We start from the raw sequence: 13,701 nt of genomic DNA, 5'->3' as shown, positions 1-13,701 counted from the left end.
CCCCCCCCCCCCCCCCCCCCCCCCCCCCCCCCCCCCCCCCCCCCCCCCCCCCCCCCCCCCCCCCCCCCCCCCCCCGCGACCGACCCGAACGGGAACCAGGAGCCACAGGAATGAACGACGTCATCCTGCAGATGACCGGCATCGTCAAGGAGTTCACCGGCGTGCGCGCCCTCGACGGCGTGGACGTGACCGTCCGCCGCGGGGAGGTGCACGCCATCTGCGGCGAGAACGGCGCGGGCAAGTCGACGCTGATGAAGGTGCTCAGCGGCGTGTACCCGCACGGCTCGTACGAGGGCACGATCACCATCGACGGCCGCGAGGTCCGCTACGGATCCATCAACGACAGCGAGCGCGACGGGGTGGTCATCATCCACCAGGAGCTCGCGCTCAGCCCCTACCTGTCCATCGCGGAGAACATCTTCCTCGGCAACGAGCTCTCCCGCGGCGGCGTCATCGACTGGAACCGCACGAACCTCGAGGCCGTCAAGCTGCTGAGGCGCGTCGGGCTCGACGAGAACCCGGCCACGCGCGTGCTGGAGCTCGGCGTGGGCAAGCAGCAGCTCGTGGAGATCGCGAAGGCGCTCTCCAAGGAGGTGAAGCTCCTCATCCTCGACGAGCCGACCGCCGCGCTCAACGACGACGACTCGGCGCACCTGCTCGGCCTCATCCGCCTGCTGCGCGACGAGGGCATCACGAGCATCATCATCAGCCACAAGCTCAACGAGATCCGGGCGATCGCGGACGACGTCACCGTCATCCGCGACGGCCGCACCATCGAGACCTTCCCCGTCACCGACTCGGACGAGATCGAGACCCGCATCATCCGCGCCATGGTCGGCCGCCCGCTCGACGCCCAGTTCCCGCCGCGCGAGCCGCGCATCGGCGAGGAGAAGCTGCGGGTGGAGAACTGGACCGTGCACCACCCGGTGGACGTCGACCGGATCGTGGTGGACGACGCCTCGTTCAGCGTCCGCGCGGGCGAGGTCGTCGGGTTCGCCGGACTCATGGGGGCCGGCCGCACCGAGCTCGCCATGAGCATCTTCGGCCGCTCCTACGGCTCCGGCATCACCGGCCGGATCTTCAAGGACGGGAAGGAGATCCGCACCCGCACCGTGAGCGAGGCCATCAAGAACGGCATCGCGTACGCGACGGAGGACCGGAAGCGCTACGGGCTCAACCTCATCGGCAGCATCACGGTCAACGTCTCGGCCGCCGCGCTGTCGAAGCTCGTCCGCCTCGGCGTCATCGACCGCCACCGCGAGTACGCGGTCGCGGACGACTACCGCAAGAGGATGAACATCAAGACGCCCGACGTCGCGGCGGTGGTCGGCAAGCTGTCCGGCGGCAACCAGCAGAAGGTCGTCCTCAGCAAGTGGATCTACTCGGGTCCCGACGTCCTCATCCTCGACGAGCCGACCCGCGGCATCGACGTGGGGGCGAAGTACGAGATCTACAGCATCATCAACCAGCTCGCGGCCGAGGGGAAGGCGGTCATCGTCATCTCCTCCGAGCTGCCCGAGCTCATCGGCCTCTCGGACCGGATCTACACGATCGCCGAGGGGCGGCTCACCGCCGAGGTCACCCGGGCCGACGCGACACAGGAGGAGCTGATGCGGCACATGACCGCCAGCCGGAAGTCAGGAGTCGACCAGTGACCGTCATCCCCGAGCAGGCCACCGCGCCGAACGTGCCCACGCCGGACGGGATCAAGAAGCGCCCGCGCCGCCGGGTCGACCTCCGCCAGTACGGGATCCTCGCGGCCCTCGCCGTCATCATCCTGCTGTTCCAGATCCTCACCGAGGGGCGCCTGCTCTACCCGGGCAACGTGGCGAACCTCATCCAGCAGAACGCGTACGTGCTGATCCTCGCGATGGGCATGGTCATCGTCATCATCGCCGGGCACATCGACCTGTCGGTGGGCTCGGTCGTCGCGACCGTCGGCGCCGTGGCGGCGCTCAGCATGAACGAGTGGGGCCTCCCGTGGGGGACCGCGGTGGTCCTCTCGCTCGTCGTCGGCGCGCTCATCGGCGCCTGGCAGGGCTTCTGGGTGGCCTTCGTCGGGATCCCCGCGTTCATCGTGACGCTGGCGGGCATGCTCGTCTTCCGCGGCGTCGCGCTGGTGCTGCTGACCGGCGGCACGATCTCGGGCCTCCCGGCGGAGTTCAACTCCATCGGCAGCGGCAACCTGCCGACGACGGGCGCGCCCGACCTCATCACGCTCGGGATCGGCGCGCTCGTGTCGCTCGCGCTCGTGGTGCAGCAGCTGCGCACCCGGGCGACCCTCCGCAAGCTCGAGCTGCCGCGCGAGCGCGGGGCCTCGTTCTGGATCCGCACGGCCATCGCCGTCTTCGCGATCATGTACCTCTGCTACCTGCTGGCGTACAACCGCGGGACGCCGATCATCCTGATCATCCTGGCGACGCTCGTGCTCCTGTACTCGTTCCTCCTCACCCGCACGGTGTTCGGACGGCACGTGTACGCGATGGGCGGCAACCTGTTCGCCGCGATGATGTCGGGCGTGAAGACGCAGTGGGTCAACTTCTTCATCTTCGTCAACATGGGGCTCCTCGCCGGGCTCGCGGGCGTGGTCAGCACGGCGCGCGCCGGCAGCGCGGTCGCCTCGGCCGGCCAGAGCTTCGAGCTCGACGCCATCGCGGCGGTGTTCATCGGCGGCGCGGCGGTGCAGGGCGGCGTCGGCACGGTGGTCGGCGCGGTCATCGGCGGCCTCGTGATGGGCGTGCTCAACCAGGGCCTGTCGATCCTCTCCGTGGACGCGGCCTGGCAGCAGGTCATCAAGGGCCTGGTGCTGCTCCTCGCGGTCGCGTTCGACGTCTACAGCAAGCGCCGCTCCGGACGCTGACCCGCGACCCGCACGACGACGACGGCCCGGCCGGTCCCCCCGCGGGGTCCGGCCGGGCCGTCGGTCGTCCGGGCGCCGCACGGGAGGAGGACGGCCCGGAGGAGCCGGAGCCCGTCGTGTGCTCAGCCGCGGTGGCGGCCGTGGGACCGGCGCTCGGCGACGGCCGCCTCGTCGACATCCGCGGCGGCGACGTCCGCGGCGGCGACGTCCGCGGCGGCGGACGCCCGGCGCCGGCGGCGGGCCTGCACGGCGCCCGTCACGATCGTGACCGCGGCGTAGGCGAGGAGCGCGACCGCGGCGGCGGGGATGATCCAGCCGCGGGCCTGCCCGTTGACGGCCTGGTTGGCCCAGCCGACGAGCGGCACCGAGTACCAGACCTCGCCCTGGATCTGCCCGGGCGTCACCGGCAGCGAGTCCGGCGACGCGTTGTTGTCGCCCTGGAAGGTGAAGGACCGCGAGCCGTCGGAGGCGGAGGAGACCGCCGTGATGCGGTGCGTGATGACGGCGGGATCGCCCGAGCGGATCTGGTACGTCGCGACGTCGCCGACCTCGAGGGCGTCGGTGTCCACCGGCCGCACGACGATGAGGGTGCCGGGCGGCAGGGTCGGCTCCATCGACTGCGTGAGGATCGTGAGCGGCACGGACCCGGTGGCCTTCGGCACCACGAGCAGCACGCCCGCGAGGGCGACGACGAGGAGGAGGATCCCGACGCTGAGGCCCATCCCCGCGGAGCGCAGCAGCTGCGCGACGGCGCCGCGAGCCCGCGTGCCGGCCTCGGGCTGCACGGGCGCCGCGTCGTCGGCGGGGCGACCGGCGTGGCCGGCGGTGCCGTCGGCGGCGTCGGCCTGCCGCGGGCGGCGGATGCGGGGGAGGAGGGGGCTCATTCTCGTGTCGTCCGGCTCGGTTCGGGTGGGTCAGGCGCAGCGGAAGCCGCGGGCGCCGCTCTGGGTGATGGCCGTGATGGTGCCGCCGGCGACCTGGCCGACGCTCCGGTCGTTCGCGTCGAGGCGGTCGATGCGCACCTTCACGGGACCGTCGGCGGCGAGCGTCGCGGGCACCTCGGCAGCGCTGATGGTGGCCTTGCCGTAGTAGCCCTGCGACTTGGCGATGGTCGTGCCGTTCACGATGACCGCGTACCAGGTCTCGAGCGGGGCCTTCGTCACGTCCCAGCCGACGATGACGTACCAGTTCCCGTCGGTCGGCTGGCAGCTGAAGCCGCCGGTGACGGCGGGGGCGGCGGGGGCGGGGGTCGTCTGCCGGACGGTGGCGGTGTCGCGGCCGGTCCAGCTGCCGGAGCCGAGCACGGTGGTGAGCGTCGCGGTGAGGCCGGCGGCGCCCGTCGGGAACGCGGTCGCGGTCGTACGCACGCACCAGGTGACGGCCTGGCCGGCGGACAGGGTGCCGGACAGGGCGGGCGGCACGATCCAGTTGCCCGTGGCGGCGTCCGAGCCGGGCGCGGTGGTGGCGGTGCAGGTCGAGCCGGTCGCGGTCCAGGCCACGACGCGCACGTTGCGGGCGAGGTACTGGTCGTCGGCCGTGGTGAAGGCCGCCGTCATGGTGCCGGTCCACGCCGCGCGGGTCGACCCGGTGTTGGTGACGAGGACCGCGGCCGTGCGGCTGGGGCTCTGCGCGGTGACCTCGCCGGCGAGCCGGTCGAAGCCCGCCTCGGTGACCGCGACGGTCGCGCTCTGCACGTTCGCGCCCGTCGTGACGGTCGAGGCCCAGAGCGCGTGGCCGGCGGTGCCGCCGATGCCGACGAGGAGCACGGTGACGCCGACGAGGAGCGCGGCGTGGACGCGGCCCGGCCGGCGCGCGGCGCGGGGCCGACGGCCGCTCACGGCTGCACCTGCGTGCCGATGACGGCGAAGGTCAGCTGGGCGGTGGCGCCCTGCACGGTCTGCGGGGCGTCCTGGTCGAGCACGACCTCGGTGCACACGACGGCGGAGGCGCCCGGCTGGATGCGGGTGAAGGAGCCGGTGGTGGTCAGCTGCCCCGGACGGCCGGACCAGGTGGTGGCGCCGGAGACGCAGGCGGCGGGGGAGGCGACGGGTCCGAGGCGCACCGACAGCTCGCCGGGGAAGGCGGTGTTCGAGGAGGTGCCTCGGGCGGATACGGCCACGTCCAAGGCTACCGTCCCGGTGTTCCGCGCGGTGAAGGTGCCGAGGGCGCCCTGGCCAGGGAGGAGGCGGGAGACGTCGAGGGCGGACTGCTGCGTGATGACGAGGCCGCTCGTGCCGCTGGAGACGCTCGCGGGCTGCGTGCTGGCCGTGCCGTTCCAGAGCGCGTAGCTGCCGCCGGTCGCGGTGAGCGAGGCGACGACGACAGCGGAGAGGAGGCCCGTGGTGAGCCAGGCGGCGCGGAGGGGGCTGCGGCGGACGGGCCGGGCGGAGCGGCGACCGCGTGCGGGACGCGGGGCGCGGGCCTCGTTCCTCGGCATGTCGTCCTCGTTCCGGATCGTGGTGCGGGTGGTGCGGGTGGAGCCCCCTCCCCGCGGGCGTCGTCACCGCGGGGAGGGGAGTGCGGGACTAGATCGTGCGCTGCGTGAGCGTGAAGGCGAGCTTGTCGAAGGAGAGCGTGCCGTTCTGGCCGGTCGTCGCGGTCGAGGGGAAGGTGACCGTGAGGACCACGTTGACCTTGGACGCGGCGGTCGAGGGCTTGACCGTGAAGGTGTTCGCGGCGGTGCCGGCCGTGATGCTGGCGTCGGTCGAGGTCACGTCCAGCTTGGTGGTGACGGCGGCCTTCAGCGCGGCGTCGCCCGTGATGGAGAGCGGGTTGTAGGTGAGGTCGGCCGCGAGCGCGTCCCCGGTCGCCGTGACCGTGAGGGCGCTCTTGTACTGCAGGACGTTGCCCGGGACGATGCGGTAGGTCGCGGGGTCGATGACCTTGCTGCCGCCGTTGGTGATGTCGGTCCAGACGCCCGTGGTGTCGGCGGCGAGGGCCAGGTTGCCGGAGGAGACGGAGGAGGCCGCGACGGTGGCGTTGGCGTTCCACAGCGCGAAGCTGCCGGCGCCGCCGAGGAGGAGGACGATTCCAGCGGCACCTGCGACGGCACCGGAGACGATCTTGTTCATGGGGAGTTCCTGTTCTCGTACGCGGTGTGCCGCGCAGGCTGTGGGGGAGGCGGCGGGTGGGTTGCCCGCCGGTCGTCTCCGGTCCCGCGGCGGCGCCTCGTCGGCGTTCCCGCGGTGCCGACCGGTGTTCCTTCGACGATCACCACTCTGACGGAGCGGTCTCAAGCCACCTGCTGGGGATCCGCAAGTCCCGATGAGCTTTCCCGCAAGCCCGTCCCGGCTTCGGCTCAAGGGCGCCGCGGGAGCGCGCGCGAGGGTGCGGCGCGGAGCCCGCGGTCTAGGCTCGGGCGACGGCTCTCACCCGACGCCGAGCGAGGAGCGCGGCGCATGGCCTCCCCCATCCCCGCCCGGCGGTCCCCGGTGGACGCGCGCCGGCGGCGCGGCGCCACGCGCGCGCAGATCCCGTTCCTCCTCAGCTGCGCGGTCGTCGCGGTCATCGTCGCCGTGGTGGAGCCCGAGGTCCAGGGCGACCCGGCGTACGTGGCCGCGCTCGCGCTGGTGGTGGTCGGATCCGCGCTCGGCGCCGTCATCGCGGCCAGCCGCCTCCCGTCCGCGGTCATCATCGCCGTGCCCGCCCTCGACCTCCTCGCGGTGGCCGCCCTCCGCGACGCGACGGCGGCGTCCCTGCCGGCCGCGTCCCTGCTCGTCATCTTCCCGCTGCTCTGGCTCGTCTTCGGCTTCCCGTCGGGCGGGGTGCCCGTCGCGGTGGCGGGGGCGCTCGTCATCTCCTTCCTCCCGGTCCTCCGCGACGGCGGTCTCCCCGCGACCCGCGCCGGCTGGGCCGACCTCCTGGGCGGCCTCCTCCTCACCTCCCTGCTGGTCGCCGCCGCCGCGCAGGCCGCCGCCATGCAGCGGCGCGACCGGCGCGAGCTCGCGGAGGCGACGGCCGCGCAGGCGCGGCTGCTCGAGGAGTCCCGCGAGCAGACGGCCGCGATCCGCGACGTGGCGGACGCCGTCGACGTCGGCATCGTCTTCTTCGACGCGGACGACCGGCCCGTGATCCGCAACGCCGCCGTGCGCGCGCTCCTCGACATCGCGGGCTACGACCACGCGACCGGCCGGGCCACGGCCGTGTTCGGATCCGACCGGGTCACGCCCGTCGCGCGCGACGGGAAGCTGCTGCTGGAGGCGCTCTACGCCGACAAGGTCCACGGCCCCGTCTACTGGGTGGGGGAGCCGGGCGACCAGCGCGCCCTGGTGCTCTCCGTCCGCGCCATCGGGCGCCGCGCGGGTCAGCGCACGGGCACCGTCCTCGCCGCCTACGACGTGACCGACCTCGCCCAGGCCGTGCAGGTGCGCGACGAGTTCCTCGCGACCGTCTCGCACGAGCTGCGGACGCCGCTCACGAGCATCGTCGGCTACCTCGACCTCCTGGACGAGCTCCACGATCCCGCGGAGCTCGGCATCGCGGACGAGCTGGCGGTGATCCAGCGGAACGTCGACCAGCTCTCGGCCATCATCGGCTCCCTCCTCGCGGGCGCGGACGCGGCGCCCGTCCTCCGGCGCGGCCCGGTGGACCTCACGGCCCTCGTGCGGGCGGTCGTCGACCCGGCCGCCGTGCGCGCGGCCGAGCGCGGGCTCGTGCTCGACGCGCGCCTGGAGCCCGGGATCGTGCTGGACGGCGACGGGGAGCGCCTCGTCCAGGTCGTGGAGGCGCTCGTCGCCAACGCCGTGCTGTTCACCGCGGCGGGCCGGATCGACGTGGTCCTCGCCCGGGAGGGCGCGGAGGCCGTGCTCTCGGTCGTCGACACGGGCGTCGGCCTCAGCGAGGAGGACCAGCGGCACGCCTTCGACCGCTTCTTCCGCGCGCGATCGGCGCGCGACGGCGCGGTCCCGGGGCTCGGCCTCGGGCTCTCCATCGCCGAGCGGACCGTCACGGCGCACGGCGGCGCGATGCGGATCGCGAGCCGCCTCGGGCACGGGACGCGCGTGGTGGCGACCCTCCCGCTGGCCGTCCCCGCCGCCCTGCCGCGGGCCTGACGACGGGCGACCGCATACCCCTCCCCATAGCGGAAGGCAAGCGCCGGGCACGAATCGGCTGATCGCGGGGCCCCCGCCTAGACTCACCCGGTCGCTCGCGGGACCCCCGCGGCGGCGCCCGACATCCGAGCCTCCAGGAGCCCATCCCCTCCATGACCTCCACGCGAACGTCCGCAGCACGCCTCCTCGACAGGCTCCTCCCGGGTCGACGATCCGGCCCCGACGGCACCCGGCCCCCGCGCCGCGACCACTCCGACCACCGTCTCCTCGAGGCCCGCTTCACCGGGTCCGTCGACCTGTACGAGCCCGAGCACCCGCGGATCGACCGCCTGGTCTTCGGCGTCACGGCCGTCCTCGCGGTCGGCTTCGTGGTCTGGGGCATCGTCAGCACCGACGGGCTCGCCTCCATCTCGGGCGCGGCGCAGAGCTGGGTCATCGAGAAGACCGGCTGGCTGTTCGTGCTCGCCGCGAGCTTCTTCGTGATCTTCGTCATCTGGCTGGCCGCCAGCCGCTACGGGCGCATCAAGCTCGGCGCGGACGACGAGAAGCCGCAGTTCAGGACGGTGTCGTGGATCGCGATGATGTTCAGCGCCGGCATGGGCATCGGCCTCATGTTCTTCGGCGCCGCGGAGCCCCTGAGCTTCTTCGTCTCCCCGCCGCCCGGCACCACGCAGCCGGAGTCGGAGGCCGCCATCCGCACGGCCATGGCCACCGCGATGTTCCACTGGGGCCTGCACCCCTGGGCGATCTACGCGGTCGCCGGCATCGCCATCGGCTACGGCACGTTCCGGAAGGGACGCAAGCAGCTCTTCTCCTCCATCTTCCAGCCGCTGCTCGGCACGAAGCGCACCGAGGGCTGGGCGGGCCGCGTGATCGACATGCTCGCCATCTTCGCCACGCTGTTCGGCTCCGCCGCGTCCCTCGGGATCGGCGCGACCCAGATCGGCGCGGGCCTGGAGTTCAACGGCTGGGTCGACGAGGCCACGGCGCCGCTGCTCATCGGCATCATCGTCGTGCTCACGATCGCGTTCATCTTCTCCGCCGTCTCGGGCATCGCCCGGGGCATCCAGTGGCTGTCGAACATCAACATGGTGCTGGCCGTCGTCCTGGCGGTCTTCGTGTTCGTCGTCGGCCCGACGCTGCTCATCCTCAACCTCATCCCCGCGACCCTCGGCGCGTACCTCGGCGACATGACCGAGATGGCGTCGCGCACCGCGGCGACCGGCGGCGACGAGATGAGCGCCTGGCTCTCCAGCTGGACGGTCTTCTACTGGGCCTGGTGGATCTCGTGGACGCCGTTCGTCGGCATGTTCATCGCGCGCATCAGCCGCGGCCGCACCATCCGCGAGTTCGTGGTCGGCGTGCTCCTCGCGCCGAGCCTCGTCGCGCTCGTCTGGTTCTCCATCTTCGGCGGCTCCGCGATCCACGCGCAGCAGACCGACGGCGACATGACCATCGACGGCGCCGTGGTGTCCGACTCCACCCTGTTCCAGCTGCTGGAGCACTACCCGCTCGCGAGCGTCAGCACCGTGCTCGTCATGCTCCTCGTCGCCATCTTCTTCGTCTCGGGCGCCGACTCGGCGTCCATCGTGATGGGTACGCTGTCGCAGCGCGGGGCCCTGCACCCGAGCCGCAAGGTGGTCGTGTTCTGGGGCGTCGTCATGGGCGCGGTCGCCGCGATCATGCTCGCCATCGGCGGGGGAGGCACGGAGGCCCTGACCGGCTTGCAGAACCTCACGGTCGTGGCGTCGCTCCCGTTCGTGATCGTCATGCTGGTCGCCTGCTACGCGCTGTGGAGCGAGCTGCGCACGGATCCGCTCATCGTGCGCCGCCAGGTCGCGGTCGAGATGATGCGCGACGCGGTCGTCCACGGCGTCGAGCAGCACGGCGACCACTTCCAGCTCTCGGTCGACGCGATCGACCCGGAGGTGGCCGAGCACCGCGAGCCCCTCGGGGACGAGGACGAGGCCCGGCGCTCCTGACGCCGCCGCCCGTCCGACGACCGAGCCGACCCGCGCCCCGCGCGCGGGTCGGCTCCGTCGTTGCCGGTGGCCGTGCGCGTCGCCGCTGGCGGTGCGCGTCCCGGCCGCCCTGCGCGTCCGGTGCCCCGCGGCCCCTCGCGGGGTGCCCGCGTCGGTAGGGTGACCATGATGACGTCCTCCACCCCCGCCTCCGCACCCGCACCCTCACCCGCCGACGGGTCCGGACGCCGCGCCGCCGTCGTCTACAACCCCGTCAAGGTCGACCTCGCGTCCCTGAAGGCGAAGGTCGCGCACGCGGCCGGCGTCGCGGGATGGGAGGAGACGCTCTGGTTCGAGACCAGCGTCGACGACCCGGGCCGCGGCGCAGCCGAGGAGGCGCTGTCCCACGACGTCGACATGGTCATCGCGGCCGGCGGCGACGGGACCGTCCGCGCGGTCGCCGAGGGCATGTCCGGGTCCGGCGTCTCGCTCGGCCTCCTGCCCTCGGGCACGGGCAACCTCCTCGCCCGCAACCTCAAGCTCACGCTCAACGACGTCGAGCACTCGCTGCAGGCCGCGTTCTCCGGCCACGACCGGAAGGTCGACCTCGCCGACATCGAGATCCTGCGCGAGGACGAGACGCGCGACAAGCACGTCTTCGTCGTCATGGCGGGCGTCGGCATCGACGCGAAGATGCTCGCGAACACCGACTCGGAGCTGAAGAAGAGGGTCGGCTGGCTCGCCTACGTCGACGCCATCTTCAAGGCGCTCCGCGACCGCGACCAGCTGCGGCTGCGCTACCGCATCGACGGACGCAGCACCCACCGCCGCCGGGCGCACACGCTCATCGTGGGCAACTGCGGCTCGCTGCCCGCCAACATCCTGCTGCTGCCGGACGCCGCGGTCGACGACGGGATCCTCGACGTGGTGCTCATGCGCCCCGAGGGGCTCTTCGGCTGGATCCAGATCTGGGTCAAGGTCGCGTGGGAGAACGGCGTCGTCCGTCGCACCGCCGCGGGCCGCCGCCTCATGGGGCCCGAGAAGGAGGTTCGCGCCCTCGAGTACCGCACGGCCGAGGAGGTCGTGGTGCGGCTCGAGAAGGAGGAGGACATCGAGCTCGACGGCGACCCGTTCGGCAAGGCCGTGGGCTTCAAGATCCAGGTGCTGCCCGGCGGGCTCACCGTGCGGGTGCCGCAGGACGCCTGACCCGGCGCGGGCGCCTGTCGGCCGTGCATGGCAGGGTCGCCCCATGATCCGCACCCTCGCCGTCTCCGGCTACCGCTCCGTCCGCGACCTCGCGCTGCCCCTCACGGGCCTCGACGTCGTCACGGGCGCCAACGGCAGCGGCAAGTCCAACGTGTACCGGGCGCTCCGCCTCATCGCCGACATGGCCCAGGGCGGGGCGGTCGGCGCGCTCGCCCGCGAGGGTGGCCTCGAGGCCGTCCTGTGGGCGGGGCCCGAGGGGCTCAGCCGCGCCATGCGCGACGGCGACCACGAGGTCCAGGGCACCATGCGGAAGGGCCCCATCGCGCTGCGGCTCGGCTTCGCGGGCGATGACCTCGGCTACCTCGTGGACCTCGGCATCCCGCAGCGCGACCCCTCGGCCCGCCCGCCGACCATGTTCGGGCGGGATCCGGAGATCAAGCGCGAGCTGCTGTTCAGCGGTCCCATGGCCCGGCCGCGCTCGCTCGTGCTGGAGCGCCGGTGGCAGGACGTGCGCGTCCGCGACGAGGCCGACGGCTGGATGCACGTGCCCGCCATGGTGCCGCCGCACCTCAGCGTGCTCAGCGAGGTGGCCGACGCCGTCACGAGCCCCGAGGCGATGATCCTGCGCCGCCGCATGAGCGGCTGGCGGTTCTACGACCACCTCCGCACGGATGCCGACGCTCCCGCGCGCCGGCCGCGGGTCGGCACGCGCACGCCCGTGCTCGCGAGCGACGGCTCCGACCTCGCGGCCGCCGTGCAGACCATCCGGGAGTGGGGCGACGGCGCGGCGCTCGACGCCCTGGTCGACCGGGCGTTCCCGGGCTCCTCCGTCGTCGTCCGCTCGCAAGACGGCGTGCTGTCGCTCGGCCTCCGGCAGCCCGGCATCCTGCGCGTGCTCGACGCCGCCGAGCTGTCGGACGGCACGCTGCGGATGCTCATGCTGACGGCCGCCCTCCTCACGACGGCCCCGCCCGAGCTCATGGTGCTCAACGAGCCCGAGACGAGCCTCCACCGGGACCTCCTGCCGGCGCTCGGCGAGCTCATCGCGGAGGCGTCGCGGAACGTGCAGATCCTCGTGGTCACCCACGCGCTGGGCCTCGCCGCCGCCGTGGCGGAGCACGCCGAGGCGGGCGAGCTGGTGCTGGAGAAGCCGTTCGGGGAGACGCGCCTCCGCGGGCAGGGGCTCCTCAGCGCGCCGTCGTGGGACTGGGGCTCGAGGTAGCGTCCACGGTCCTCCTTCGAACCGGCGCCTGCGCGAGCGCAGCGGGGGCTCCCGCACGGGCGTCGAGGCCGGTCACTACGACGACGCCCCCTGTCCGCCGCCCGGGAGGGCGGCGCGCAGGGGGCGTCGGGTGGGACGGGAGCGGGATCAGCGCCCGAACGCCGCCGAGGCGGGGCAGTCGAACGGGTCGCCGCCGGCCGACAGGCCCACGCGGTTGAGGTAGGCGACGACGATGCCGTACGAGGCCAGCAGCGTGGTCTCCGTGTAGGGGATCGAGTGCGTGGCGCAGTACTCCTTGGCGATGACCTGGGCCCGCTTGAGCGCCGGGCGCGGCATGTTCGGGAACAGGTGGTGCTCGATCTGGTAGTTGAGGCCGCCCATGTAGATGTCGGTCAGCCACGTGCTCTTGATGTTGCGCGACGTGAGCACCTGGCGGCGCAGGAAGTCGACCTTGGAGTCCTTCGGCAGGACGGGCATGCCCTTGTGGTTCGGGGCGAACGAGGCGCCCATGTACACGCCGAAGACCGCGAGCTGCACGCCGACGAAGGCGAAGGCCATGCCGACGGGGAGGAAGAAGAAGACGACCGCGAGGTACGCGATGATGCGCGTGGAGAGCATGGAGATCTCGAGCCAGCGCTTGTCGACCTTGCCGCGGCCGAAGACGGTGCGGAAGCCGTGGACGTGCAGGTTGAGGCCCTCGAACATGAGGATGGGGAAGAAGGCGTAGCCCTGGTGGCGGGTGAACCAGCCGTAGACGCCCTTCGCGCGCGCCGCGTCCTCCGGCGTGAAGGAGATGACGTCGCGCTCGATGTCCGGGTCCTTGCCGAGGACGTTCGGGTTGGCGTGGTGACGGGAGTGCTTGGTCATCCACCAGGAGTAGCTGATGCCGACGAAGAGGTTGGCGAGCGTGCGGCCCGCGATGTCGTTGGCCTTGCCCGACTCGAACACCTGGCGGTGCGAGGCCTCGTGGGCGAGGAAGGCGAACTGGGTGAAGATGATGCCGAGCCCTGCGGCGATGAGGAGCTGGAACCAGCTGTCGCCGAGGAGCACGAAGCCCGCGCCCAGCCCGACGAGGGCCGTGGTGATGCCGGCGAACATGAGCACGTAGAAGCCGACGCGGCGGTTCAGGAGACCCGCGTCGCGGACCGTGTTCAGCAGGCCCGAGTACTCGGTGGTGGGGTTGGCCCCGCCGCCGCGCTTGGGTCGGGTCAGCACGATTCGGGGGGCTGAGGTGGTGTCTGTCATGGTCAGCTCGTTCGTCCGTGGCCTCTCGGCCAGGTGGAGCGGACCGCCCTCGGCGAGCCGCTGTCTGTCGACGTCGTGTCGGGACACGACGCAGGCGGCCGGGGATCTGGGGCAACCAGGACTCACACTCCCACAGCCGCTCCCGCATCGCACCAG

Annotated in this window: 11 protein-coding genes; 6 read left to right on the top strand and 5 right to left on the bottom strand. The window is 72.8% G+C overall.

From position 1 onward, the window contains the following. Positions 1–110 precede the first annotated feature (110 nt). Both mmsA and mmsB read left to right on the top strand, forming a co-directional pair. On the top strand, positions 111–1,655 hold the full coding sequence (mmsA, locus tag AC07VC_RS15485) for a multiple monosaccharide ABC transporter ATP-binding protein (RefSeq protein ID WP_094115543.1): 1,545 nt from the start codon (positions 111–113) through the stop codon (positions 1,653–1,655). Next, entirely contained in the window at positions 1,652–2,860 is a 1,209-nt protein-coding gene (gene mmsB / locus AC07VC_RS15480; protein WP_317231155.1) for a multiple monosaccharide ABC transporter permease, read from the top strand. Before mmsA ends, mmsB begins: the two co-directional genes overlap by 4 nt. A gap of 122 nt (positions 2,861–2,982) precedes the next feature. Here the strand turns inward: mmsB and AC07VC_RS15475 are convergent, their stop codons facing one another. The 4 genes from AC07VC_RS15475 to AC07VC_RS15460 all read right to left on the bottom strand — a co-directional run bounded on the left by AC07VC_RS15475 (position 2,983) and on the right by AC07VC_RS15460 (position 5,931). Next, positions 2,983–3,744, bottom strand: a complete 762-nt coding sequence (locus tag AC07VC_RS15475) for a signal peptidase I (RefSeq protein ID WP_494675568.1) — start codon at positions 3,742–3,744, stop codon at positions 2,983–2,985. Between the two features lie 30 nt (positions 3,745–3,774). Continuing rightward, positions 3,775–4,698, bottom strand: coding sequence for a hypothetical protein (locus AC07VC_RS15470; RefSeq protein ID WP_494675569.1), 924 nt, complete (start codon positions 4,696–4,698; stop codon positions 3,775–3,777). Continuing rightward, on the bottom strand, positions 4,695–5,297 hold the full coding sequence (locus AC07VC_RS15465) for a TasA family protein (protein WP_494675570.1): 603 nt from the start codon (positions 5,295–5,297) through the stop codon (positions 4,695–4,697). Before AC07VC_RS15465 ends, AC07VC_RS15470 begins: the two co-directional genes overlap by 4 nt. Before the next feature lie 88 nt (positions 5,298–5,385). Continuing rightward, complete coding sequence (locus AC07VC_RS15460) at positions 5,386–5,931, bottom strand: alternate-type signal peptide domain-containing protein (RefSeq protein WP_494675571.1); 546 nt, start codon at positions 5,929–5,931, stop codon at positions 5,386–5,388. A gap of 327 nt (positions 5,932–6,258) precedes the next feature. Between AC07VC_RS15460 and AC07VC_RS15455 the strand changes: the two genes are divergently transcribed. From AC07VC_RS15455 to AC07VC_RS15440, 4 genes are all read left to right on the top strand, one after another. Further along, positions 6,259–7,911: a sensor histidine kinase gene (locus AC07VC_RS15455; protein WP_494675572.1), complete on the top strand. Its 1,653-nt coding sequence runs from the start codon at positions 6,259–6,261 to the stop codon at positions 7,909–7,911. A gap of 152 nt (positions 7,912–8,063) precedes the next feature. After that, on the top strand, positions 8,064–9,893 hold the full coding sequence (locus AC07VC_RS15450; RefSeq protein ID WP_494675573.1) for a BCCT family transporter: 1,830 nt from the start codon (positions 8,064–8,066) through the stop codon (positions 9,891–9,893). 168 nt (positions 9,894–10,061) lie between these two features. After that, positions 10,062–11,078 carry a diacylglycerol/lipid kinase family protein gene (locus AC07VC_RS15445; protein WP_494675574.1) on the top strand — a complete coding sequence of 339 codons (1,017 nt, stop codon included), beginning with the start codon at positions 10,062–10,064 and terminating at the stop codon, positions 11,076–11,078. Positions 11,079–11,121: 43 nt separating this feature from the next. Beyond that, a complete protein-coding gene (locus AC07VC_RS15440) occupies positions 11,122–12,300 on the top strand; it encodes an AAA family ATPase (protein ID WP_494675575.1) in 1,179 nt (392 codons plus the stop codon). Between the two features lie 147 nt (positions 12,301–12,447). On the opposite strand, the gene AC07VC_RS15435 is transcribed toward AC07VC_RS15440, so the two are convergent. Further along, the gene (locus AC07VC_RS15435) at positions 12,448–13,545 is read right to left on the bottom strand and encodes a fatty acid desaturase family protein (protein ID WP_317229785.1); all 1,098 of its coding nucleotides are present in this window, start codon (positions 13,543–13,545) and stop codon (positions 12,448–12,450) included. Positions 13,546–13,701 lie beyond the last annotated feature (156 nt).

This window comes from Clavibacter sp. GW821-FHT01D01, from assembly GCF_059422605.1.
The sequence above is the reverse complement of the archived record's forward strand: the minus strand, read 5'-3'. Positions and strand labels throughout refer to the sequence as shown.

Bases quoted from the DNA above. Each gene is read 5' to 3' on its own strand.
- mmsA (WP_094115543.1), top strand. From the start codon at position 111: ATGAACGACGTCATCCTGCAGATGACCGGCATCGTCAAGGAGTTCACC.
- AC07VC_RS15475 (WP_494675568.1), bottom strand. From the start codon at position 3,744: ATGAGCCCCCTCCTCCCCCGCATCCGCCGCCCGCGGCAGGCCGACGCC.
- AC07VC_RS15465 (WP_494675570.1), bottom strand. From the start codon at position 5,297: ATGCCGAGGAACGAGGCCCGCGCCCCGCGTCCCGCACGCGGTCGCCGC.
- AC07VC_RS15460 (WP_494675571.1), bottom strand. From the start codon at position 5,931: ATGAACAAGATCGTCTCCGGTGCCGTCGCAGGTGCCGCTGGAATCGTC.
- AC07VC_RS15455 (WP_494675572.1), top strand. From the start codon at position 6,259: ATGGCCTCCCCCATCCCCGCCCGGCGGTCCCCGGTGGACGCGCGCCGG.
- AC07VC_RS15450 (WP_494675573.1), top strand. From the start codon at position 8,064: ATGACCTCCACGCGAACGTCCGCAGCACGCCTCCTCGACAGGCTCCTC.
- AC07VC_RS15445 (WP_494675574.1), top strand. From the start codon at position 10,062: ATGACGTCCTCCACCCCCGCCTCCGCACCCGCACCCTCACCCGCCGAC.
- AC07VC_RS15440 (WP_494675575.1), top strand. From the start codon at position 11,122: ATGATCCGCACCCTCGCCGTCTCCGGCTACCGCTCCGTCCGCGACCTC.
- AC07VC_RS15435 (WP_317229785.1), bottom strand. From the start codon at position 13,545: ATGACAGACACCACCTCAGCCCCCCGAATCGTGCTGACCCGACCCAAG.